24 protein-coding genes and 1 CRISPR repeat array are annotated in these 23,410 nt (G+C 24.7%); of the genes, 21 read left to right on the plus strand and 3 right to left on the minus strand.

Annotated features, from left to right (window positions below; translation table 11 throughout):
* Window positions 1-88: 88 nt before the first annotated feature.
* Together KQI36_RS14660 and KQI36_RS14665 are read left to right on the plus strand one after the other, a co-directional pair.
* Window positions 89-244 (plus strand): hypothetical protein, encoded by a 156-nt coding sequence (locus tag KQI36_RS14660; RefSeq protein WP_216451528.1) that lies wholly within the window; start codon window positions 89-91, stop codon window positions 242-244.
* Between the two features lie 8 nt (window positions 245-252).
* On the plus strand, window positions 253-909 hold the full coding sequence (locus KQI36_RS14665; protein WP_216451529.1) for a DUF6338 family protein: 657 nt from the start codon (window positions 253-255) through the stop codon (window positions 907-909).
* 152 nt (window positions 910-1,061) lie between these two features.
* Here KQI36_RS14665 and KQI36_RS17780 read toward each other — a convergent pair whose 3' ends face one another.
* The gene (locus KQI36_RS17780) at window positions 1,062-2,234 is read right to left on the minus strand and encodes a DNA/RNA non-specific endonuclease (protein WP_244991611.1); all 1,173 of its coding nucleotides are present in this window, start codon (window positions 2,232-2,234) and stop codon (window positions 1,062-1,064) included.
* A 292-nt stretch (window positions 2,235-2,526) separates the two neighbouring features.
* Between KQI36_RS17780 and KQI36_RS14680 the strand changes: the two genes are divergently transcribed.
* From KQI36_RS14680 to KQI36_RS14730, 11 genes are all read left to right on the plus strand, one after another.
* On the plus strand, window positions 2,527-4,020 hold the full coding sequence (locus KQI36_RS14680) for an RNA-guided endonuclease TnpB family protein (protein WP_216451530.1): 1,494 nt from the start codon (window positions 2,527-2,529) through the stop codon (window positions 4,018-4,020).
* 313 nt (window positions 4,021-4,333) lie between these two features.
* Window positions 4,334-4,689: a CRISPR direct-repeat array (repeat unit 29 nt; unit sequence GTATCTAAGTTACTTAGTGAAATGTGAAT).
* Between the two features lie 66 nt (window positions 4,690-4,755).
* Entirely contained in the window at window positions 4,756-4,959 is a 204-nt protein-coding gene (locus tag KQI36_RS14685; RefSeq protein WP_342357395.1) for a helix-turn-helix transcriptional regulator, read from the plus strand.
* A 133-nt stretch (window positions 4,960-5,092) separates the two neighbouring features.
* On the plus strand, window positions 5,093-5,980 hold the full coding sequence (locus KQI36_RS14690) for a ParM/StbA family protein (RefSeq protein ID WP_216451531.1): 888 nt from the start codon (window positions 5,093-5,095) through the stop codon (window positions 5,978-5,980).
* Entirely contained in the window at window positions 5,965-6,162 is a 198-nt protein-coding gene (locus KQI36_RS14695; protein WP_216451532.1) for a circadian clock-controlled protein, read from the plus strand. Before KQI36_RS14690 ends, KQI36_RS14695 begins: the two co-directional genes overlap by 16 nt.
* Window positions 6,163-6,471: 309 nt before the next feature.
* Window positions 6,472-6,699 (plus strand): hypothetical protein, encoded by a 228-nt coding sequence (locus KQI36_RS14700; protein WP_216451533.1) that lies wholly within the window; start codon window positions 6,472-6,474, stop codon window positions 6,697-6,699.
* A 19-nt stretch (window positions 6,700-6,718) separates the two neighbouring features.
* Window positions 6,719-7,213 carry a pilin gene (locus KQI36_RS14705; RefSeq protein ID WP_216451534.1) on the plus strand — a complete coding sequence of 165 codons (495 nt, stop codon included), beginning with the start codon at window positions 6,719-6,721 and terminating at the stop codon, window positions 7,211-7,213.
* A gap of 19 nt (window positions 7,214-7,232) precedes the next feature.
* Window positions 7,233-9,623, plus strand: coding sequence for a hypothetical protein (locus KQI36_RS14710; protein ID WP_216451535.1), 2,391 nt, complete (start codon window positions 7,233-7,235; stop codon window positions 9,621-9,623).
* A gap of 293 nt (window positions 9,624-9,916) precedes the next feature.
* A complete protein-coding gene (locus KQI36_RS14715; protein ID WP_216451536.1) occupies window positions 9,917-10,618 on the plus strand; it encodes a hypothetical protein in 702 nt (233 codons plus the stop codon).
* Between the two features lie 524 nt (window positions 10,619-11,142).
* Window positions 11,143-11,640 (plus strand): LURP-one-related/scramblase family protein, encoded by a 498-nt coding sequence (locus tag KQI36_RS14720; protein WP_342357397.1) that lies wholly within the window; start codon window positions 11,143-11,145, stop codon window positions 11,638-11,640.
* Window positions 11,641-11,763: 123 nt separating this feature from the next.
* Window positions 11,764-12,198 (plus strand): MarR family winged helix-turn-helix transcriptional regulator, encoded by a 435-nt coding sequence (locus tag KQI36_RS14725; RefSeq protein WP_010295730.1) that lies wholly within the window; start codon window positions 11,764-11,766, stop codon window positions 12,196-12,198.
* A gap of 49 nt (window positions 12,199-12,247) precedes the next feature.
* Window positions 12,248-13,087: a DUF6544 family protein gene (locus KQI36_RS14730; RefSeq protein ID WP_216451538.1), complete on the plus strand. Its 840-nt coding sequence runs from the start codon at window positions 12,248-12,250 to the stop codon at window positions 13,085-13,087.
* Between the two features lie 249 nt (window positions 13,088-13,336).
* On the opposite strand, the gene KQI36_RS14735 is transcribed toward KQI36_RS14730, so the two are convergent.
* Window positions 13,337-13,990: a glycosyltransferase gene (locus KQI36_RS14735; protein ID WP_216451539.1), complete on the minus strand. Its 654-nt coding sequence runs from the start codon at window positions 13,988-13,990 to the stop codon at window positions 13,337-13,339.
* Between the two features lie 660 nt (window positions 13,991-14,650).
* Here KQI36_RS14735 and KQI36_RS14740 point away from each other — a divergent pair.
* The 6 genes from KQI36_RS14740 (at window position 14,651) to KQI36_RS14765 (ending at window position 20,302) form a co-directional block, all read left to right on the plus strand.
* Complete coding sequence (locus KQI36_RS14740) at window positions 14,651-15,688, plus strand: S66 family peptidase (RefSeq protein ID WP_216451540.1); 1,038 nt, start codon at window positions 14,651-14,653, stop codon at window positions 15,686-15,688.
* A 124-nt stretch (window positions 15,689-15,812) separates the two neighbouring features.
* Complete coding sequence (locus KQI36_RS14745; RefSeq protein ID WP_216451541.1) at window positions 15,813-16,859, plus strand: MerR family transcriptional regulator; 1,047 nt, start codon at window positions 15,813-15,815, stop codon at window positions 16,857-16,859.
* Between the two features lie 248 nt (window positions 16,860-17,107).
* The gene (locus tag KQI36_RS14750; protein WP_216451542.1) at window positions 17,108-17,854 is read left to right on the plus strand and encodes a DUF5694 domain-containing protein; all 747 of its coding nucleotides are present in this window, start codon (window positions 17,108-17,110) and stop codon (window positions 17,852-17,854) included.
* 166 nt (window positions 17,855-18,020) lie between these two features.
* Window positions 18,021-18,752 (plus strand): flavodoxin family protein, encoded by a 732-nt coding sequence (locus tag KQI36_RS14755; protein WP_216451543.1) that lies wholly within the window; start codon window positions 18,021-18,023, stop codon window positions 18,750-18,752.
* Complete coding sequence (locus KQI36_RS14760; protein ID WP_216451544.1) at window positions 18,749-19,306, plus strand: GrpB family protein; 558 nt, start codon at window positions 18,749-18,751, stop codon at window positions 19,304-19,306. Before KQI36_RS14755 ends, KQI36_RS14760 begins: the two co-directional genes overlap by 4 nt.
* 174 nt (window positions 19,307-19,480) lie before the next feature.
* Window positions 19,481-20,302 carry a hypothetical protein gene (locus KQI36_RS14765; protein ID WP_216451545.1) on the plus strand — a complete coding sequence of 274 codons (822 nt, stop codon included), beginning with the start codon at window positions 19,481-19,483 and terminating at the stop codon, window positions 20,300-20,302.
* 51 nt (window positions 20,303-20,353) lie between these two features.
* Here KQI36_RS14765 and KQI36_RS14770 read toward each other — a convergent pair whose 3' ends face one another.
* A complete protein-coding gene (locus tag KQI36_RS14770) occupies window positions 20,354-21,772 on the minus strand; it encodes an oligosaccharide flippase family protein (RefSeq protein ID WP_216451546.1) in 1,419 nt (472 codons plus the stop codon).
* Window positions 21,773-22,009: 237 nt separating this feature from the next.
* On the opposite strand from KQI36_RS14770, the gene KQI36_RS14775 reads away from it, so the two are divergent.
* Together KQI36_RS14775 and KQI36_RS14780 are read left to right on the plus strand one after the other, a co-directional pair.
* Window positions 22,010-22,147, plus strand: coding sequence for a clostri-philic family protein (locus tag KQI36_RS14775; protein WP_216451547.1), 138 nt, complete (start codon window positions 22,010-22,012; stop codon window positions 22,145-22,147).
* Window positions 22,148-22,379: 232 nt separating this feature from the next.
* Entirely contained in the window at window positions 22,380-23,378 is a 999-nt protein-coding gene (locus tag KQI36_RS14780; RefSeq protein WP_216451548.1) for a leucine-rich repeat domain-containing protein, read from the plus strand.
* Window positions 23,379-23,410 lie beyond the last annotated feature (32 nt).

Genomic DNA, 23,410 nt, shown 5'->3' on the forward strand with positions numbered 1-23,410 from the left:
TATATCTGACTTTTTTAGAGGAATTTTAAATTATATATAGAAATTAAGAACAGAATATAATTTGAAATTTTACAAGGGGGAATTTATTATGGAACGTAGAAAAATTTTTCAAAATACGTCTAAAAAAAATGAGAATTTAGAAGAGAAAAAAAGTAGATTATCTTATAGTGGCAATATAGGAAGCAATCCAGAACCCAAAACTAAAAAACCAGGTATACCTAAGCATAAAAGGAGTAAAAAATAATATTATATATGGACATTAATACGATAATTAATCAAATACCACAGTTATTTACATTTATAATTCCAGGATACATAGCTATTGCAATTAAATCACATATGCATAAAGAGAGCAAAAATGAGGATCATAGTATTATAATAGAAAGCATAATTTTAAGTTATATAATTAATTATACTGCTAAATTTATATATGTATTTATCAATGTTATTACTAAATTTATTACTAATGATAAGGTATATTTAAGCTCAAATTTAATTAATTCATATGCTAAAAATATAAGTAATAAAAATATATTATACAATTGTTTAGTTATATTAGTATCGATATTAATATCTATAATCTTATGTAGAATGAAACAAAATAATTCTGTGAATTATTTAGGAAAAAAGTTATATAAAACAAATATAGAGCCATATTCTAGTGTATGGAATTATTCATTAGATCAGCCTAATGGATGCTGGGCAAGAGTATATATAGATGATATTGATATTGTATATGTTGGTAAATTGATGAAGTATACTACCAATCCTAATTTAACTAATAAAGAACTATATTTAAAAGAGTGTTCAATATATAAGATTAGTACAGGTGAGGAATTAAATGATGAGGAAGATATGTCTGTATTAATAGATGCAACTAAAATTGGAAGAATAGAAATTATTAAATAGGTCGCATTAGCTTAATATTGAATTATTGGGGTAAATCTGAAAACACATAAATAAACATAATACAACTAAAGATATAAAATAAATAAAAATTAAGAGAAATGAATAAATAAAGAGCCAGTAATCTAATTATACTGGCTCTTTATTCTTAATAATTAGTGACATCTATCACATGGATCACTTTTCCCACTCTCTTCAATAGTTCCTTCTAAAATAGTTTTACTCCTAGATAATGTTGGACAACTTCTTGTAGTATGATAACTCTTGCCTTTAGGTGTCCAATATACTATACCCTCACTTGGTTCAGTAATTACATTTTCTGTACTATTTGTATTCACTTCTGGATTATTATTTGTGCTATTTTCATTACTATTAGAACTACTATTAGCATTTGAGTTATTTGAATCTAAATTTGTTGCATTATATTCATCTGGATTTATATTATCAAATTCATCATTAATTACATTACCATTCAATGTGTATGTATAACTGTAATGACTTGGAATTTGAGTAGTTGTATCTGGATAAGTAATTATTGCAACAAAATCTGTACAACCACCAGCTTTCCTTATAGCATCTTCCATATAAGCTTGATCTCCATGTCTATTAAGTGTACTGTTTTGAGGAGTTATATTATAAGCATTTGAAACTCCACCAAGTGAATCGGCAATTACATGTCCTTCATCTAGAGATTTACTTTCAGTTCCTGGAACTTTCGCTTCATCATTATAATATCTTCCTTTTGAATTAACTGGTTCTGTTGAATCATTTTGTAGAATAATCTTTTTAGCAGTTACTTTAACTAATTGACCATATTCATTAGTAAAAGCATAGTATTCTCTATCACCAAAACCTATATTTACAACAACATTAGGCTCTCTATGACCTGATAAATCTCCACCATCTACTTTTATTAACTTATATCCTTCAAATTTATTTTCAGTAGTAGTTGGTGAAGGTGTATCAGCTTTTTTAGGTTCTTCTTTTTTCTCCTGTTTCTTTTCTTGTTTTACTTCATCTTTCTTGTTACTTTCTGATACGACTTTTTGCTTACTTGTAGTAGCTACCTTATTTTTACTACTTATATCAGATGGCATTGTAATCATTGCAATTATTAAGGAAACTAAAACAATACCAATTAAACTAGAATAATATTTCTTTGGTTTTACTTTAAATTTTTTATTGAATAGAATTACAGATACAGGAGAAATTACTAAACCTGCAATAAATAAAAAAGGTAAATCTAATCCAACTGCTATAAATCCTATACTAAAAAATATAGCAATCGTACCTAATAAAGTACTAAGTGTCCACTTGAATTTATTCATTTTTCAAAAAATCCCCCTACTTAAGTTAATCTTTTTATAATATTCTAATACCTAAATTTTACAATGTGATATTTAATATGTCAATTTAATAAAAATGATTATCAATTAAATTTAATTATAAAAAGAATATTTTCAAAACAGTATAAATGTATTGAAAAATTAAAATAGATGATTAAACAAAACATAGTTTGATTAAATTTAAAACTATCTTTTATTTGTGTGTTCAAAAGGAAATAAATAAAATTTATAGAATAGCTTATTATTACATAAAATTTGTGGAGGAACATAATTAATGATTATTGCAAGAAAATTAAAAATTACAGTAATAGGCTCTGATGAAGAAAGAAAAGAAAAATATAGATGGATAAGAGATGAACAATATAATCAATATAGAGGTTTAAATATGGGAATGACTTATCTTGCCACTGGTGAAATATTGAGAATGAATGAGAGTGGGTTGGAAATACGCCTTGAAAAACAGAAAACAGAGTTAGAAAGCAAAGTAGAAAAAGCAAAACTAAATATTGAAAAAATAAAAATAAAGATAGAAAAAATAAAAACTTCAAAAAAAATTAATGAAGAAAAAATTTTAGAAAATCAAAACAAAATAGATGATGAAAAAGCTAATATAATTAAATATAAAAATAACATAATAAAAATAGAGCAAGCATTAAAAGTTGCAAAAATTAAAAGAATGGATATACAAATGGAATTTAAGGAAAAATATATAGATGACTTATATCAAGTATTAGATAAAGTTCCATTTCAGCACTTAGATAATAAAAGTTTAATTACTCAGAGAGTAAAAAATGATATAAAAGCAGATAAGACTAGTGGATTATTAAAAGGAGAAAGAAGTATAAGAAATTATAAAAGAACATTTCCATTATTAACAAGAGGTAGAGATTTAAAATTTTATTATGATGATAAAGATATAAAAATTAAATGGATTGAAGGTATTGAGTTTAAAGTAGTATTAGGTAATAGAATTAAAAATTCTTTAGAATTAAGACATACATTGAATAAAGTTGTTAATGAAGAATATAAAATATGTGATAGCAGTTTACAATTTGATAAAAATAATAATCTTATATTGAATTTAACATTAGATATACCTGAAAATAATAAAAATGAAAAAGTTGAAGGAAGAGTTGTTGGTGTAGATTTGGGAATGAAAATACCTGCATATGTAGTATTGAATGATGTAGAATATATAAAAAAATCTATTGGAAGTATAGATGACTTTTTAAAAGTTAGAACTCAAATGCAATCAAGAAGAAGAAAATTTCAAAAGCAATTACAAAGTGCTAATGGAGGAAGGGGAAGAAATAAAAAATTACAATCATTAAGTCGATTTGAAGAAAAAGAAAAAAAATTTGCAAAAACATATAATCATTTTATAAGTAGTAATATAATTAAATTTGCAGTAGATAATAAGGCAAGTCAAATAAATTTAGAATTTTTAAGCTTAAAAGAAACTCAAGAAAAGTCAGTTTTAAGAAATTGGAGTTATTATCAACTTCAACAATTTATAGAATATAAGGCTAAAAGAGAGGGTATAGGAATAAAATATGTAGATCCTTATCATACTAGCCAAACTTGTAGTGTATGTGGTAATTATGAAGAAGGACAAAGAGAAATTCAGGAAAAATTTATTTGCAAGAATCCTAAATGTAAATGTGAGCTTAATGCTGATTACAATGCAGCTAGAAATATAGCAAAAAGTACTAAATATATTAAATCAAAAGAGGAAAGTGAATTTTATAAGTTGAACAAAAAAGAATAAATATATTAGACAACTTACAAATTATGTATTATAATACTTTTGAGTAACGAAACTAAGGGCAATTCACTGTCCTAAGTCTGAGGCTAAATTGGCACTCGGAAAGGGTAAAGGCTTGACACTGTGTTACCGTCAAGACATTTCACATATTTAAAATTTGCAGTAAACCTATTAAGTAATAAAAATACTGCAAATACAGTAAAATCAATGGCTTTAGGCTAATAAATTAAAATTAAGAAAAACTTATTGTAGGTTTACTGCAAAATTTACAATTTAATATACTCTAAACCCAGTGATAATAACATTTCTATTTGGGGTATCTAAGTTACTTAGTGAAATGTGAATTAGCAATAAATTCAAACTACAAATTAATCGTATTTGTATCTAAGTTACTTAGTGAAATGTGAATGGAATATGGAATACAGCAAGTATTTTAAGTGTACAAAGTATCTAAGTTACTTAGTGAAATGTGAATGCGTAAATTGCAATGTGATAACAATTAGAATCTTCAGGTATCTAGGTTACTTAGTGAAATGTGAATGGATTAGCTTCTAAATCAGGATTTCTTACTCCTCCTGTATCTAGGTTACTTAGTGAAATGTGAATAGTGTTTCACCGATATCGAAAAAACTTCCAAATGTGCGTATATAGGTTACTTAGTGAAATGTAGATAATACTATAAATAATTTAAAAGGAAATAAAATCACAATATCGAATAATATAAACTGAGGTGGTATTGTGGGGGTTAAAAATAAACTTAAAGAAATTCGTATGCGAGAATTTCTTATGAATCAGAAAGAATTTTGTGCAATGATTGGAATAAGTCAAAGCACATATTCGACTATAGAAGCAAATAAAACACAAGGTAATATAGAAACATTATTAATTATTGCTAAAGCACTTAATCGAAAGGTAGAAGAAATTTGGTACCTTGAAGATTAGGTGCTTTTTTTATTTTTAAATATCGAATTTACGAAAAAAAATTAAATATAAGAAAAAATTACTAAAAGTAGGAAACTTTCCGAACAATGGTGCATAGATATATAACATAGAGAGCAACAAGGAGCTGAAATGTATGTTAATTGGAGTAGATTTAGGTAACTTTGGAGTAAAAACATCTGAAAGAGTATCATTTTTTAGTAAAATTTCAGAAATAGAAAGTTTTACAGACAATAATGAAATTATATATGAAGGAAATAGGATTTATGTAGGTGAAGGTGAGTTTTCTACTGATTGGAATAAGAGTTTGAAAGATACTACATTACCATTATTGTTTACTGCTTTAGCTAAAAGTTCTAAAGAGAATATATTTCAAGTTGTCTTAGGACTTCCAATACAACAATATAAGAAGAATAAATATAATCTTAAAGACCTTATAGAAGGAAATAGAGGTAAGAGTATAACAATAGATGGAGTGACAAGAGACATTATTATAAGTGATATAGAGATAGCTCCAGAGGGAGCAAGTGCTTACTATAACTTGTCTTTAGAAAATAAAAAAATAATAGGGAGTAAACAACTTATTATAGTTGATATTGGTGGGAGAACAACAGATGTATGTTTATTTAAAGAGAGTAGAATACAAGGGGTTAAAACAATACCAGTAGGAATGATGAATGTTTATACAGATATAGTTGATGAAGTTAATAGCAAATTTACTGAGAGCTTTAAATTAGAAGAAGGTGAAAATATTTTAAGAGAAGGCTTGTTTTTGTATGGAGAGCAGCAAGATGTGAGTTTTATAAAAGCAATATTGCAACGACACTTTAACTCTATATATAAGGAACTACAACTTAATTTTGAGTTAGCTAAAGGATATGTATTATTAACTGGTGGTGGTAGTTTAATATTTGAAAGAGCTTTTAAAAATAGGCTTAAAAATCTAATAATAAGTGATGATCCATTATTTGATAATGTTATGGGATTTAAGAAAGTGGGTGAACAGTTATGGCTAGAAAGATAAGTGTTAGTTTTAAAGAAACTACAAAAGATTTGGAGCTGTATGAGTTATTAAATAATATGGAAGATAAATCATGTGAGATAAAAAGACTATTAAGAAAAGCACTTGAAGAAAATAGTGGGACTTCAAAAGAAAATAATAAAATAGAAAAGACAGATAAAAAAATAGATATACTAGATTTTTAAATGGAAAAGTATCAACTAGAAAATAAAAAGTAATAAAAAAAGCCTATCCATATGAATAGATAGACTTTGTCTAAAACAAATTCTAATAGAATTATATGCATCAAGAATGAAAATTGTGATTGATTTGGTTATATATTAACAATTAATTTACAAACTAGAGATAATACACCAATTGCTATAAGTGCATAGCCGATTCCAATCCAAATTGTATTTAATCTATTTTCAAATTTTTTATTAGTCATTTTAAAAATCACCTCATGAAATAGTATATCCAATTAATTAATAAATATTTTAGGGGGGCATTAAAGTATGTGGGAAAATTTTAAAAGCTGGTTTACGGAAATAACTTTGACAACAATAGGAAATGGCTTAATGGTAGGTGGAATGGTAGGAGAAGAATTAGCTAAAGTAGTAGTAATGATAGGAGCATTATTAATACTACTTAAGAAAACGAAAATACTTAGATACGGGGTTAGAACTTATACAGTGGCAATCATAACACAAGTGTTGGGATATGTTCTTACTACAATAAAGTAAATTTGGGGAGGCATTTATTATGTTAGATATATTAATAGTTAAAAATTATAAAGTTGTTTGTAATAAAGAGATAGATATAAAAAAAGATATTAAAAGGTATGCTGACAATATAAAAAACAAGATTCCTAACAAAAGAAAAATGAAGAGAATAGAAAGTAAGTTTATCAAATTAATGGAAAAGGACAGTGAAGTTAAAGCAATGTATAAAGTGGCTATGTCTACTACGGTTATAAGTGCAACTAATACCGTTTTAGTAAATGCAGAGCCTTTAGTAGAAGTTAGTCAAAAGATAAGAACTATTACTAATCCAATAATAGAATTGCTTGCAGGATTAGGTTATCCGATAACTTATGGAATGCTAATTTGTGGTGGACTTATGGTTATAACGGGTAAAAAAAGTAAAGGGTTAGACATAATTAAATGGGCTTGTATGGGATATATAGGATTGCAATTCGTACCATTTCTTTTAGGGCTTTTAGAAATGATAGGAACTGAATTAAGGATGTCATTATAAAATACAGGAGGACATTGTTATGCGTGGATTAAAAATAATACCTAATGCTACCCTTAATAATGCTAATATGAAGGATCTTATTAAGAGTTTACACAATATAATTCCTTATACTGAGCGATATAATTTTTCTTGTCTTGAGGAATTAATGAAAGAGGGGGAACCAATACATTTTAAAAAATTATTTAAGAAAAGTGGCATTAAAAATTTAGTAAAGGGTAAAGAAAAATCAGATATACTAATTTTACAAAACAACTTTATATATGAAATAGAAATAACAAATAAGAATGTAGAATTTCGGTTATTAGATAGAAATTTAGATAGAGTACAAAAGAACTATAGTAAATATATAGATAAAATAAAATTTAGTAGTTATAAAAAGGACTATGAAATAGACATAAATAAAAATATGGATGTTATAGAAATGGTTAATAAAGAACACTTTATGTTTTCTTTAAAGACAACCAATAAAGCATTAGAGCCATTAAAATATATATTAGATTTAAAAAAGCAGTTAAAAGATAATGAAAGGTTTATATACCAAGTTATAATGCAACCACTCAGCACAGAATGGTGGGGAAGTTATAATCAAGCTTATAAAAAATTTAAAAGTGGTAAAATGCCGAAAAAATTTGATTTTAAACTAAAAGATATATTTAAAACTTTTGGCAATATAACATTAGATGTAGCTTTAGAGCTTATGTATTGCATGGAAGAAATGTTATTTGGAAAAGATGGAGTAGAAAAAATAGATACAACAGATGATGATGTGATGATAATAAAAAATGAAAAAGGATTAAAACGTGCAACGATTGAAAAAGGTACTGAAAAAGGATTTGAAACAAGTATACGAGGTATTGTATATGCTAAAGAGGAAAGTCGTAGAGAGTTTATATTAAATCAATTTAAAAATTGTTTTGGATGTTTAGATTTAGATAATTCACTAATTGCTAGAAAAGTTAAACCCACTGAAGATAATATGAATAGAGTAAAATATAGAGAGTTATTTTGGAGACCTATAGACAATTCAAAAATGATATTAACACCATCAGAATTACAGAATTTATTATTATTACCACAGGTGACTTTACAAAAGGAAATTGGCATGAGTAGGCTAGGTTTTGCAGAGATACCACTTACAAAAGAGCTACAAGATGGATATATACCTTTAGGCCATGTTTATGGTAGTAAAGGAAGTGCTTATTGGAGTAGAATAAAAGACTTATTATGTTTAAGTAAAGCAATAGTTGCAGTAAAAGGTGCAGGTAAAAGCAAATACTTTGAGAACTATGTTTATAATGCATACAAGGGTGGAGATTGCATTGTTTATTTTGATTATATAGAAAACAATGCTAATGCTTGGGAAGTTGCAAAGCATATACCGAAAGAAGATTTAGTTGTATTAGATCTTAGCAAAGGATTTACATTTGATTATCCAGAACTAGATATATCCAATATTCCTCATGATGAAGATTATGAAAGAAACCTCAAAAGATTTGCTAGTGATTACTGTATGTTGATAGAAAAATTTATAAATACAGTGAATACAAATGATGTTCAAGATCTAACTGCAAATATGAGAAATATATTAGTAGCAGCGGCTAGTTTTACATTTTTAGCAGGTTATACAGATATGTATTCTATCTACAAATTATTAACTAATTATAGGTTTAGATATGTAGTAGTAAATAAAGTTAAAGAAATGAATATTTACAGAGAAGATGATTTCAGATTTGAAACCTTAGAAAAATTAGATGATAAAAAAGTTGGAAAGAATGGAAAGGCAACAACAGTAGGAACTAATGATAAAGCAGATAGAGTATTAGATAGATTTAACGCCCTCCTAAGAGACAGTAGGACAGAAGAAATGTTATTAGGTATAGATAGAAATAATGTTAATTTTGTAAATATATTTGAGCAAAATAAAGTAGTTTTAGTATTAATGACAGAAGATTATTTTACTGATTATGAATTAAAGGATATAGTGATGATTTACTTTTTGAGCAGAATGAAACTCGCAGGACAAAAGAGAGCTGCAATGATTAAAAATAGAGAAGATAGAAAAGTTGTACACATCATGTTAGATGAAATACATCAACTTGATAATAGCACCAGTTTAATGATTAAGAACATTGCAGAAGATAGAAAGTTTAGAACAACATATGTTTTTACTTGCCAATTTTTAAAACAGTTTAAAAACTTATGGGAAGCATTAAAGGGAACAGGATGCAACTTCATGTTATTAAGTGGATGTGAAAAAGAAAATTTTCAAATGTTAAAAGAAGAAATAGGCAATAACTTTACAATAGAAGAATTATTACATCTTCCCGCATGGCATAGTCTTAATATTATTAGAGGAAGAGAAAAATCTATTTCTACATTTATTACAAAGTTGCCTTCACAGTTAAATTAAAATCTAGGGATAGGTTAATACCTAGATTTTTAAATTTATAGTATTTAAAAAATATGATTATTTATAGTTTAAATATATATACATTGAAATTACTAAAATTTTTGTATATAAAATTAATGATTTATTAAGATTAAAAAGATATTATAGTTTGAATTTATTAAAGTATAAAAAGTTGGGGGTAAGGAATAACTAAACTTTCTATACCTATTAAAAAGAAAAGTAATTTTAAATTTTTAGGATATTATGGTATAATTTTCTTGAAATTATAAAGTATATGGGGGATTGAGGATTCTATGATTCAAAAGTTTAAAAACTTAAGCAAGAAAGGCAAAATTAGTGTTGGTATTATAGCATTTCTGTTTTTACCAATAACATTATTGATTTTGGGGATGGATTTATTAATTAATGGAATTAAAACTAAAAAGATAGGGAAATCAATAGGTGGGGGAGCATTAATATTAATTATGATATTAGGGCTTGCACTAAGTAATAGAACCAATACAGAATTAGCAGCTAAACTAGCAAAAGAACCTGTTAAACAAGTTGTTAAAAATGAAGGAACAAAAGCAGAATCTAAAGAAGCAGTAAAAGAGAAATCAAAACAAGAAGAGACTACTTTAAGTAACGAAGAATTGCTAGCAAAACTAGAAACTTATGAGGGTATATATGCAATGATACCAAGTGCAATTCAGGAAGCAAGTCAATCAAATGATAAACTTCAAATGCAAAAAACATTTTCGGATAGTAATGAAGTGTTAAAAAAATGTTGGTTAGAGCTTCAGGGGTTATTAAAACAATTTGATAATGAGAGTGATCAGTATAAAACAGTAAATAATTTATCTATGTCATTCTTTACATTAAAAGATGCATGTAAAAATGGAATAACATATTTAGATAAAAATGAATTTAAATATTATGAGAAATTCGAAAAATGCTGTAATGAAGCTGGAGCATGGCTTAATGATTATATGGTTTATAAAGAAAAATTAAAATAATTAATCAAAAAACTAGGGATTAAATTATCCCTAGTTTTTTAAGTTTGTTATTTTTCTATGCATTACTTTTGATAATTTTTATTTATTGAATTAAGCACATTATTTTAAGAATTTCTTTCAATAATTTTAGTTCAAATTATATTTGTAATTATGTACAGTTTTTTATGGTGCTCGTCAAAAAAACGTCAAAAAAGCATTTAAAACTATTTAATAAATTTTACATATTGTTATATTCGAAAATATATAAACTTAATTAATATAAGAGTTTATATATTTTTTTTTACCTTAGTATATTTATATAGAATATTCATTAGTATATTTCCAACTGCAAATTTCCTTTGCAGAATCTTCAGTCAAAACATCTAATTTAAAATTCATCATGTCCCTCCTAAAATTTTGATATATTAATAATATAAATATTATAACATTATTTTCCACAATATTTTGTCATATAGATGGTTAAGAAATATTAATAAATATAGTTGTTGAGTAAATATATGTTAAAATATATACTTATATGTGAGGTGATAATATTGAGTAAAAGCTATTTTATAAAAGAAAGATTGATTGCATTAGGTGCTAAGTTTGATGTTTTTGATGAGAATGGAAAAGAAATATACTTAGTAGAAGCTGATAAGTTTGATATTGGTAAAAATATAAATGTATATACTCCTAATAAGGATGAGAGAGTATTATATATGGAACAAAAAATAAGAATAGGTGCACATAAATACGTTATGTATAATGTAAGTGGTAAAGAAATTGCATTAATAGAAAAAGAATTTATGATTCCTAAATATAATATATCTGGCATATATGGTGATATAGAAATGGAAAGTGAAAATATACTTGGAAGGTCATATACCATACGTAAAAATGATTTAGATATAGGATATATAGAGAAAGAATTTAATTTTCTTGGTAGAGATAAATATAATTTAAAAGTTATAGATGAAGAATATACTCTGTTTTTAATAGGACTTTTAATAATGATAGATATGATAAAATTTCATGGCAATTAAAATATGCGGCAATTACTGTCGCATTTTTGTTTTTGCAAAAATTAAAATATAATTAAAAAATTGACAATAATGATAGCTTATTATAAAATATAGGTAACTAGTTACTTAATTGGAGGTGATAATTTGGAAAATAAAAAAGCATATATATTTGGAGCTATATTTCTATTTTCAAATAAATTACAAAATGCAGGAGATAAGTTATTTGATGAAATTTCAATGAAACAATGGCTTTTATTAATTTCAATAGGGCAAAGTAAAATTAAAAATCCAACACTTACTCAAGTTTCCGAAATTATGGGATGTAGCAGACAAAACGTGAAAAAATTAGCATTGCATTTGGAAAATAATAATTTTATTAAATTAGAAAAAGATTCAGAAGATAATAGAGCTATTAGAGTATGTTTAACCCCAAAATGTTTTGATTATTTTAAAGGCAGAGAAAAAATAGAAGAAGAATTCATTGAAAAATTATATAGAAATATTACCGATAATGAAATAAATTCTATGTTTTTCATTATGAAAAAACTTGAAGATAATATACTAAATTTGGATATATAATAAGGAAGTGATGTGACGAAATATATATCTATATGAAAGAAGGAATCATATGAAAAGGAGAAAAAAGTTAAAGATGATTTTATTATTTGTGATTTTAATAATAATTGGAATAATAATTTATTTAAGTATACCATATTCTCCAGTTAAAACTGAATATTGGAAAAAGATAAATAATGTTGAAAAAAAACAAGCTAATGAACAAGGAATAATATCTAAGAATGATTTAAGGGTTTTACCAGAAGCAATACAAAAATATTTTATAAACAATGGTTATTTAGGTATAGAAAAAACTTCAAAAGTAATATTTAATTTTAAAAATGTTGATTTTTCAATGGGTTTAAATAAACCTAAATTAAAGATTGATTATACAATTTATGATTTTGTAAATAATTCAAGTAGATTTGCTTTAATTAATACAAAAATGTTTAAAATACCATTTCAAGGCATTGATATTTATGAAAATGGACAAGGTTCAATGAAAGGAGTTATTGCAAAAAATGTTACCCTGTTTAATGAAAAGGGGGATGATATGAATTCAGGGGCATTAGTTACATATCTTTCAGAATGTTTAATGCATCCAAGCCTAGCATTACAAAAAAACATAAAATATAAAGAAATTGATAAATATACGGTTGAAGCAACAATAGTAGATAATGATATAAAGGTTAGTGGTATATTTTATTTTAATGAAAATTATGAAATGACAAGTTTTCAATCAAAACGATTTGCTGAAGACACTAATTCTTATGAAAATTGGTCTGCAGTTGCATCAAATTATAAAAAAATTAAAGGGATTAATACTCCAACAAGATTACAGGCTATATGGCATTATGATAAAGGAGATTTAATATATTTTGATAGTAAAAGTATGGAGATTTGTTATAAATAAATTTCAGTATGATAATTTAAAGTATTGATTTTTATTTTATATAAATTATCATATTTAAGTTAAGAGTTAAAAATAGTAAAATAGTTATATAACTTAAATATTTAGATAAAATTTATAACTTTTTAAATAGGAAAAATATACATGATAAAACTTTTCCCAGGAAATTATAAAAGTAATAACGCATTAAAATTACTGTTAAAATATTTAATAATAGATAAAAAGGATGCTACTCTGCATCCTTTTTATCTATTATTTTGAAAATTTGTTTGGAAATTGTTGTATAATTCCGTTAGTAATGACATCAGATAAGATTAGGATATGTTTTTCACCTTTATCAAAGATTTCAACATCAGCGTTCCAATCTTTATTAATTCTTGCAACTACTTCATCAGTAGTTAATTTTAAATGCATATGTAAAATATCTTTTAATTCTTTATTTGACCAATTGGGATTAGCTGCACTTAAAAAATCAGCAATTTTATCTGCATTTTCATACCATAAAGTATTATATTTATCCACATCACTTCTATTACCTTCTTTAGCAGCATCAACAATTTGTCCAGCTATAGAAATATGTTCTCTTAAAAGTTTAGAAAGTTTATTTCCAGCTATATCACCATAGTAAGGTTTGATAGAATTTCCAATGTCATCTTGATTTTTTAAAAGTCTATCTAGTACAGTGTCTTTATCTTCAAGGGAAGCTAAATCGCTAATAATAAAATTTCTAGTCCAGAGCACATGCTCTATCCAAAGTCTTTGTTCTTCCATTTTAAAATTTGCCATGGACTGAGTAAAAGGTAATTTATCAGAAGAACTATCTATAGTAGCTTTAACTTCAGATGGTACTAAAGAAAAAGATACTAAAATCATACATGTTAAAAAAATTGATAATAGTTTTTTCATTTTACACTCTCCTTTATTTACAAAATACAACTTAGGTTTTGCTAAAAGATATAAATATATTCAGTGATGTAATGAAGTTTAAATAATATTTGCTTATAAATATTGTTTTAGGTTTAAATTTAAGCATTATTAAGAGTATAGTAGTATAGGTTAACTTTTATATTTCAGTTTAAAATTTAAAGGTAAAAAAGTGTAGAAATATACTGAAGTCGATAAAAAACTAATCTTTTAAATGTTTAATTAATATTAGAAGAAGTAATATTATATTAATATAATTAAAATAGCACTTACTATTTTAATTAGTAAGTGCTTATTTTTGTTATTGAAGAAGTGGAAAGGTTTTTGAATGTATCCAAATTAAAGGATGTATTTTTAGGGTTTGAAAAGTATAAAATGAAGTAGATTATCAATAAAATTATAATTAAAATTGTGGTCTTACTATATTTTTTCATAATAAACTAAATCAATCCTCCTTTGATATATTATAATTTGATTTATATGTAAATATGTGGTATATAAGTTAAATTATTTTGAATAAATAAAAAATATTTAATAAACACTAATAATTTTATTTAAAGTTAATGGTATTTTAATTTATATGTTTATATAAGCTTATAAATTCGTTATTATATATTTATATAAATTATGGGGGGACTAAAAATGAAATTAATAAAACCAGTAGCATTAAAAAAAGGAGATAAAGTAGCAACTATTAGCTTATCTTGGGGTGGAGCAGGTGATAGTGATATTTTATGGAGATATGAACAAGGGAAAAAACGTTTAGAAGAAGAATTTGGTTTGAAAGTTATAGAAATGGAAAGCACTTTAAAAGGAAGTGAATATTTATATAATCATCCTGAAAAAAGAGCAGAAGACCTAATGAATGCATTTAAAGATAAATCTATAAAAGGGATTTTTAGTTGTATTGGAGGGGAAGAAAGTGTAAGGATTTTACCTTATATAGATTTTGATATTATTAAAAATAATCCTAAGGTTTTTATAGGATATTCTGATACGACTATCTCACATATGATATGCTTAAAAGCAGGGATAGCTAGTTTTTATGGTCCATCAATTTTAGCAGAGTTTGCTGAAAATGTTAAAATGTTTGATTATACAAAGAAATGGATTTATAAAGTGCTATTTGATAATTCACCTATAGGCAAAATTAATTCATCTCTAATTTGGACAAGTGATTATTTACCATGGGTTCATAGCAATAAATATAAACAAAGAAATACTTATAAAAATGAAGGATATGAGCTCTTACAAGGAGAAGGTATAGTTAAAGGAAATTTAATTGGTGGATGTATAGATGTTTTAGAAATGATTAAAGGCACAAAACTTTGGCCAGAAAAAGAATTATGGAATGATGCAATTATATTTTTTGAAACATCGGAAGATATGCCAAAGCCGAAATATTTAGAATATTGGTTAAGAAATTATGGATCACAGGGAATCTTTCAAAATGCAAAAGGTATAATATTTGGAAAACCTTATGACAATAAATATTATGATGAATATAAAAAGATTATTTTAAAAGTTATAAATGAAGAACTAAAATTAAAAGAATTACCTATAATATATAATATGAATTTTGGTCATACAGCTCCAATGATAACTATCCCTTATGGAGCTATAGGTGAGATTGATTGTAATAAAGTTGAATTTTCAATATTAGATTCAGGTGTTATTTGATTATGCTTTAATTATAAAAGTAGAATATTTGTTTTAGAATGAAAAGTAGGCTTAAGCCTACTTTTTTATGTTGACTTTAGTCTAAGGTGAAAGTTTAAAATTATATATGAAAGGTGTTGATATTATGAATCATAGTTATAGTATAAGTGAAGTTGCAAATATTTTTAATATAACTACTAACAAAATTAGATATTATGAGAAAAAGGGACTATTAAAACCATTAAGAGATAGTAATAATGAATATAGAAAATTTAATGATGAGGATATAATGACATTACAATTGATATTACTATATAGATCTATAGGTTTATCAATTAGTGATATAAAAGATATAATAGAAAATAAAACCAATAAAAATTATTTAAATCATTTTAATGATCAATGGGAAATAGTGAATGATGAAATTCAAAGGTTGACTATAGTTAGAGATTCACTAGAGAATATATTGGATAAGCTTTATATGAAGGAGGAATGTGGATTAGATAGTGATATATTAGATGTTATAAAAAGAGCTAATAAAATAAGTGATATTAAAAATAATTGGAAAGATAAATGGAACTTTAATGATTGGGCTAAAAGCTATGATAAGACTATAGTAGAGGATAGAGGAGAAGTTAAAGTATATAAGAATTATAATTTAATATTAGACAAGGTATATAATTTGGCAAGTGAAAATAGTAAAAAGGGATTTAAGTTTTTAGAAATAGGTGTAGGAACAGGAAATTTAAGTAGCAAGTTTTTAAGAAATAATTGCGATATTGTAGGAATAGATCAATCTAGAGAAATGTTAAGCATAGCAAAGAAAAAGTATCCTAAATTAAAAGTAAGATTAGGAGAGTTTTTAAAAATACCATATAGCGATAAGAGTTTTGATATTATAGTTTCAACTTATGCTTTTCATCATTTAAATGAAAATGAAAAGGTTATAGCTATAGAAGAAATGATTAGGGTATTAAAAGATAATGGAAAAATAATTATTGGAGATTTAATGTTTAAAGATGTAGATGATAAAAGATATGTATTGAAAAGTTTGACAAAAGAGCAAATAGAGGAAGTAGAAGATGAATATTATACAAATATTGATTTTTTGAAAAAGGAATTTAGAAAATTTGATAAAAATTTGAGTTATGAAAGAATAGATACGTTTAACTATATAGTTAAGATTATTTAAACTAAGGCATAATCAAATAAATAATAGATAAAATATGCTTCGAATCTTTGGTCTATTATTTCTTTTCATATGACTAAATGAAAATTTACTAGAACTGTGAAAATTTATAGCTCTTACACAGTTTTTTTATATAATAACAATCCGTTAACAATATTGAAAATATTCCATATATTTCATTCAAGTATATGGTAAAATAAGTTTAATACAAATTTAGATTTTATGTCTAATAGTAAAAAGGGGGAAGTATCATGAAAACTAAAATCCTTATGTTAGGAACATATCATTTTGGTAGTTGTGGGGAGCACATGATAGAAAATAAGCCAAGGGATATTATGAGTGATAAAAAACAAGAGGAGTTGAAAGAGCTAATAGATAAATTGTTAAAATTTAAGCCTAATAAAATAGCACTTGAAAAAGATAAAGATAAGGAAAAAGAATTAAATAGCATATACTCTAGATATTTAAAAAGTGGAATGGTTATAGAAAATAATATTTTAGAGGAGAGAAATGAAGTAGTTCAAATTGGATTTAGAATAGGTAAGGCTTTAAATCATGAAAAGATTTATCCACTAGATAAAGGGGTAAATTTACCGATGGAATGGTTAGAATATTGCAAAAATAATGAACCAAAAGTTTATAAAAACTTTATGAATGTCATTGATAAATTAGGTAATGAAGATAAAGAAGACTTTGAAAACTTAACTATATTAGAAATGTTTAAAAAAATGAACGATCCTACAAATATAAATAATGTGCATAGTGATTTATATTTGTATCCTAATCAAGTTGGTTCAGGGAGTAATTATTACGGCGTAGATTCTCTTGTTCAATGGTATAGAAGAAATCTATATATTTTTAGTAATCTTCAAAAAATTGCTAAGGAAAATGATAAAATATTAATCATATATGGAGCAGGACATTGTAAAATTTTAAGAGATTTTATAGAAGATTATAATGAGTTTGAGCTAGTAGATGCATTAGAGTATTTAAAATGATTTACTTAAAAATTTTAAATTTAAATGAAGATGCATGTAAATCTTTTATTAATTATAAAATTATATAGGATTAAATGTATAACTAAAATAGTATAATTAAGCTTATTATAAATTTTAAGATTAATACATTAGAATAAGATTAATTATCTATAGGAGGAAATAGGTTTTGAAAATAACTATAATACATGGAAGTCAAAGAAAAGGAAATACTGAAAAGACTATTGAAATAGTAGAAAAAAAGTTAAATTCTATTGAAAATAATGAGTTTTTTCATTTTTATTTGCCAAAGGATTTACCATTATTTTGTTGTGGATGCTTTAGATGTTTTGAAGAAGGCAGTTTTGGTGGAGAATTTTGCCCTCACAGTAAATATACACATCCTATTTTATATGCCCTTAAAAAGTCAGATGGAATTATTATAGCATCTCCAGTTTATTCTCTTAGTGAAAGTGGACAAGTTAAAGGATTTTTAGATCATTTTGCATGTATTTTTATGCCACATAGGCCTTTAAAAGAAATGTTTTCAAAGTCAGCTTTTATAATTTCAACAACAGCTGGATCAGGGACAAAACACTCGATAAGACCAATAGCAAGGAGTTTGAAATTTTGGGGAATCCCTAAAATATATAAATGTGGATTTAATCTTTGGGCAAAAGATTGGAGTGAAATGTCTATTAAAAAGAAGAATAAGTATGAAAAAGTTTTAGAAAAGAAATCATATGCTTTTTATAAGTCAATGAAGTGTAAACAAAAGTATATTCCAGTACAAACAAAAATATTATTTAATATATTTAAAAGATTTATTAATAGTTATCCAGATGGTAATCCAGATAAAGAATATTGGAGAGAAAATGGATGGTTACAAGGAAATAGGCCTTGGAGAAGGAGTAGAAAATGATTGGATTAAAAAGGGGAGCTGTAGAGTTAAGTGATTATAAAAGTGAATGGAAACAATTATATGATATAGAAGAGAAAATAATATTATCAAAAATTAAAAAATATGTTGTAGATATACAGCATATTGGAAGTACAGCTATATCCAATATTATCTCAAAACCTATTATTGATATACTTATAGGAATAAAAGATTTTAAGGAGTTACCTAATATTATTAAAATTTTAGAGGAAAGTGTATATATTTATAGACCAGAGGCTTCTAATAATGAGAGATGTTTTTTTGTAAGAGGAACTGAAAATAGTAGAACTCATCATATACATATTGTTCAGTGGAATAGTGAGGAATGGAATAATAAGATACTGTTTAGAGACTACTTAATAAACCATGACGAAGTTGCAAAGAAATATTGTAATTTAAAGAAAATGTTGGCTGAAAAATATAAGTATGATAGAAATAATTATACTGATGGGAAAAGTAATTTTATTAAAAATGTTATTATGAATAGCAAAAAAAAGTATAAATTTCTCAAAGTAAATATTAATATGGAGATTTAGCAATTTAATCTAAGTATATTTTATATTTATTGAAAAATATAAATATAGTTAATATAATAATTAAAAAAGGTTTAGAATTAAAAAAAACATGAAACTTTTGTCGAAATTATATACAATTTCATAAAAAAAAGGTACTATTTTTATGGAATATTTATGACAAAGGGGAGAGTGTTTTTGAAGAATAAAAAAGGACTTATAGCTATAATAATAATTTTAATAATAAGTTGTTCTATTATTAATAGTAGCCATAAGGAAAAGCAATTTAATAATTATATGTCTCAAGTAGATAAACTTATAAGTGAGAAAAAATATGATGAGGCAAAAAAACAGTTGGATAGTGCTAAAAATATAAAAGATAATGATGAAGTAAAGGAAAAACAAAAAATAATTAAGTTTAATCAAGATCAATTTAAAATTTACACTGAAGGTTTAGATTTAATAAAAAAAGAAGATTTTGATTCAGCATTAAAGAAATTAAGTGAAATAGATGAAAAAGCAGAAGATATTAAAGAGAATGCGGATGAAAAAATTGTAATTTGTAAACAAAAGTTAATACCAATAAAAATAAATGAGGCTAAAAAATTTTTAGATAGTAAGGAATTTGATAAGGCATATAGTAAAATAAATGAGGCTGTCTCTATAGATGATAAGAATAAGCAAGTACTTGATTTTAAGAACAGTATAAATACTAAAAAAACTGCATATGAAGAAGAACAAAAACAAATTGCTATTGCTAAAAAAGAAGAAGAGGATAGAATAAAAAAAGAAAAAGCAAGAGAAGATGAGATAGCAAAACAAGAGCAAGTAAAAGAGGAACAAGAAACACAACAGGTACTTAGTAATAATATTAGCGATGAAACTCATGTATATTGGACACCAAAAGGAAAATCATATCACTCATCACCAGGATGCCCAACATTATCACGAAGTAAGACTATATATGAAGGAAGTATCCAAGAAAGTGGAAAGTTTGATCCTTGCGATAGATGTATGTAATTTTTCAAAGTATTTAAAGATGAAAAGAAAGTAGTTTGATAAGAATTCAAGCTACTTTCTTATTTTTATCTTCTTAATATTTTTAATTAAAAAATAAACAACATCTTTATATAAAATTGTTACTATAGATAAAGATATTAATGAAAGAATAGCTATAGTTATATTAAATTTATAGAAGCTAGAATATATAGCTAATATATAAATAGATACTATAGAGATAAAGAATCTTTTTAAATGATAGTTTACTTTATAATATTTATTTGAAAAATATGTTCTTGCTATAAAAAATATTATATAGGATAAACCAGTTGAAATTGCAGCACCTTTTGCTCCATATATAGGAACTAATATAATATTCCCTATAGTATTAGATATTGCTGCAACTAATGAAATATATATATGATTTTTAGTTTTCTTTTTAAAATTAATCCCTACAACTGTAGTCTCTGAAATACAGTTCATTATAGGCATAAAAACTAAGAATGGAAAAATAAAAACAGCATCTTTATAATCTTTTCCTAAAAATAATATTATCAAATCTTTAAATGCAATAATTAATATAGAAATAACTAGCATGGAAAATGATACTACTTTATTCATATTCGAAAAAAAGTCCTTATTATGTGGATTTTTATTATATTTTTCATATGAAACAGGAGTCCAGAAAGTATTAAATGTACCTTGAATTAAAGTTAAAGGAACAATAAGAAGTGTAGCGCCACTATATAAACCTACCTGTGTTGAATTAGTAAATGAGTCAATGCAAATTTTATCTATTGATTGAAAAAGTGATGTAACAGTTTGAGAAAATATAAATGGAGCTCCATATTTAATTAACTTATTTTTGTTAATAGAATTTGTAGCAATGGATTTCTTAAACCAAACATCTTTTTCAATGAATAAAGTAATTAAAGTAAGTATTACTTGTGAAAATACTGTGGCAAGCACAACAGTTAAATAATTGTTTTTATATATAAAGAAAAAAATAATAACAAGTAATAAATAAGATACTTTTAAAATTACAGTTAAAAATGAATATACTTTAGATTTTTGCCTCATTCTTACTTCTAGTAACGCAAAAGTAGATAATATTCCGAAAAATAAGTATATTATTAATAAAACTATTATAAATAGTGATTGTTTTTTTACCATCCATAAAGAAATTGGTTTATAAAATATTAAAAGAATTACACTAATTACCAAATTGATTTTTAGTGGGTTTTTTAAACAAATTTTAAGTAAGTCAGCTCTTTGTGATGGTTCTTCTTCTGAATAATATCTAACATAAGCATGATTTAAACCTAATAATACAAAACCTAAAATTAAATTAAAGGCGGTATTAAACATAGCCAAATGCCCCATATTAGTTGTATCAATAACTCTAGTTATAATTGGTGCTGAAATAAGACCTAGGATAGTAACAATAGCAGTTCCTACAGAAAAGCCTAATAATTTTCTTAGTAAAGCCATATATATACCTCTCATACAAAAACAAAATTAACAATATTATTGCATAAAGAAGAAAAAGAATCAAATATAGCATTTAAATATAGTTTTAGTATGATTAAAATTATATATGAAAATAAAGGAACTCTTAAAAGGGAATTATTTTGAATTTTTTAGGTAGAATATTTAATGTAGCATTTTAAAGTAGATTTTATTTAATTCAAACTTTATAATTTATTATAAAAATAAGGAGTGAATAATATGTCTAAAAGTAATAAAACTAATAATTCTCCACAAAAAGGAGAAAGAAGACAGAGACTACATAAAAATCAAAATAATAGAGGCGATGAAAAAAATCCTACAGAATACACAAACTTTGATGGAAAACCTGTAGATTAAAAAAATGCAGTGCTTAAATATAGCACTGCATTTTTTTTATAAAAATATACTATAACTTTCATAATAAAAATAATATTCATACATTTAGAATTAAGTTAAAGATAAAATTCAACAATATTCTATAAAAATATACATTATTTCAAAAATATGTTTAAAAAATGTAAAGTGTTAGGTGATTCTAACGATAACAAAAAATAAAAGGGAGAAAAATATAAAAATAGGAAGTGAAGCTATGAAAAAGAGTACAATTTTTATAATAATTTGTGCAATTATAAGTATCTCTATAGTTGTAGTATATAAATATAATCAAGGAAAAGAAGATAGTAAAACAGAGAGCAATGAAAATGTAAAATTAGAACAAAGTTTAGGTGAAAATAGTAAAAAAAATGAAAAAGAGCTTTCTAAGAATAAGCCTGAAACTAAAGAAAAACAATCAGAAAATGAATTTCAAAATACTGAAGAAGTAAATGAAGAAGGAAATAGTACAGTTATTAAAAATGACAATATTAAGAGCTTAAATGATATAAAAAATTTAGATGAAATATCATCATTAGAAATAATTGATAGTGGTATAGAAGATATAGATCAGTTAAATGAAAAAAATAATATCACAGTTTTAAAAATAGTACATTGCAATGTAAATGATCTTAAAGTTATATCAACATTAAAAAATCTTAAAAATCTAGAAGTTATAGATTGTGGTTTAAAAGATATATCAATAATTAAAGATTTAAAGAAGTTAGAAAGATTAGATATAAGTAACAATGAAATAACTACTTTAGAAGGAATTGAAAATTTATTAAATCTAAAAGAACTTTATGTATCAAACAACAATATAACTGACTTAAATTCTCTTTCAAAATTAGTTAATTTAACTAATTTAGATGTTAGCAATAATAAAATTAGTAATATAAAACCATTATCAACTATTAAGGGGATTAAAGAACTTAATATTTGTAATAATGATATATCTTCTTTAGAAGGAATTGAGAACATGAATGAAATCACAGGGCTTTGGGCTAGCAATAATAAATTAAATGACATTTCTATACTTTCAGGTAAAAGTAGAATAATTAGTTTAGGATTAGATAGTAACAAAATATGTGATATATCAGCTATAAGTGACTTAAAAAAACTAAAATTTTTAAGATTGGATAAAAATAATATATCAAGCTATAGCTTACTAGAAAATATATATCAAAATTTAGTTGATCCAGATTTTTCGATATAAGAAAGATTTTAATATAATTAGTTTAATTTATT

The organism is Clostridium senegalense, assembly GCF_018916625.1.
GTDB classification, from domain to species: Bacteria; Bacillota; Clostridia; order Clostridiales; family Clostridiaceae; genus Clostridium_J; species Clostridium_J senegalense.

What these genes read in the sequence shown, in the direction of transcription:
- KQI36_RS14745 (WP_216451541.1), top strand. Translation starts at nt 15,813, where the DNA reads ATGAATCATAGTTATAGTATAAGTGAAGTTGCAAATATTTTTAATATA.
- KQI36_RS14700 (WP_216451533.1), top strand. Translation starts at nt 6,472, where the DNA reads ATGTGGGAAAATTTTAAAAGCTGGTTTACGGAAATAACTTTGACAACA.
- KQI36_RS14690 (WP_216451531.1), top strand. Translation starts at nt 5,093, where the DNA reads ATGTTAATTGGAGTAGATTTAGGTAACTTTGGAGTAAAAACATCTGAA.
- KQI36_RS14775 (WP_216451547.1), top strand. Translation starts at nt 22,010, where the DNA reads ATGTCTAAAAGTAATAAAACTAATAATTCTCCACAAAAAGGAGAAAGA.
- KQI36_RS14770 (WP_216451546.1), bottom strand. Translation starts at nt 21,772, where the DNA reads ATGGCTTTACTAAGAAAATTATTAGGCTTTTCTGTAGGAACTGCTATT.
- KQI36_RS14730 (WP_216451538.1), top strand. Translation starts at nt 12,248, where the DNA reads ATGAAAAGGAGAAAAAAGTTAAAGATGATTTTATTATTTGTGATTTTA.
- KQI36_RS14715 (WP_216451536.1), top strand. Translation starts at nt 9,917, where the DNA reads ATGATTCAAAAGTTTAAAAACTTAAGCAAGAAAGGCAAAATTAGTGTT.
- KQI36_RS17780 (WP_244991611.1), bottom strand. Translation starts at nt 2,234, where the DNA reads ATGAATAAATTCAAGTGGACACTTAGTACTTTATTAGGTACGATTGCT.
- KQI36_RS14710 (WP_216451535.1), top strand. Translation starts at nt 7,233, where the DNA reads ATGCGTGGATTAAAAATAATACCTAATGCTACCCTTAATAATGCTAAT.
- KQI36_RS14735 (WP_216451539.1), bottom strand. Translation starts at nt 13,990, where the DNA reads ATGAAAAAACTATTATCAATTTTTTTAACATGTATGATTTTAGTATCT.
- KQI36_RS14740 (WP_216451540.1), top strand. Translation starts at nt 14,651, where the DNA reads ATGAAATTAATAAAACCAGTAGCATTAAAAAAAGGAGATAAAGTAGCA.
- KQI36_RS14780 (WP_216451548.1), top strand. Translation starts at nt 22,380, where the DNA reads ATGAAAAAGAGTACAATTTTTATAATAATTTGTGCAATTATAAGTATC.
- KQI36_RS14750 (WP_216451542.1), top strand. Translation starts at nt 17,108, where the DNA reads ATGAAAACTAAAATCCTTATGTTAGGAACATATCATTTTGGTAGTTGT.
- KQI36_RS14680 (WP_216451530.1), top strand. Translation starts at nt 2,527, where the DNA reads ATGATTATTGCAAGAAAATTAAAAATTACAGTAATAGGCTCTGATGAA.
- KQI36_RS14760 (WP_216451544.1), top strand. Translation starts at nt 18,749, where the DNA reads ATGATTGGATTAAAAAGGGGAGCTGTAGAGTTAAGTGATTATAAAAGT.
- KQI36_RS14695 (WP_216451532.1), top strand. Translation starts at nt 5,965, where the DNA reads ATGGCTAGAAAGATAAGTGTTAGTTTTAAAGAAACTACAAAAGATTTG.
- KQI36_RS14660 (WP_216451528.1), top strand. Translation starts at nt 89, where the DNA reads ATGGAACGTAGAAAAATTTTTCAAAATACGTCTAAAAAAAATGAGAAT.
- KQI36_RS14665 (WP_216451529.1), top strand. Translation starts at nt 253, where the DNA reads ATGGACATTAATACGATAATTAATCAAATACCACAGTTATTTACATTT.
- KQI36_RS14705 (WP_216451534.1), top strand. Translation starts at nt 6,719, where the DNA reads ATGTTAGATATATTAATAGTTAAAAATTATAAAGTTGTTTGTAATAAA.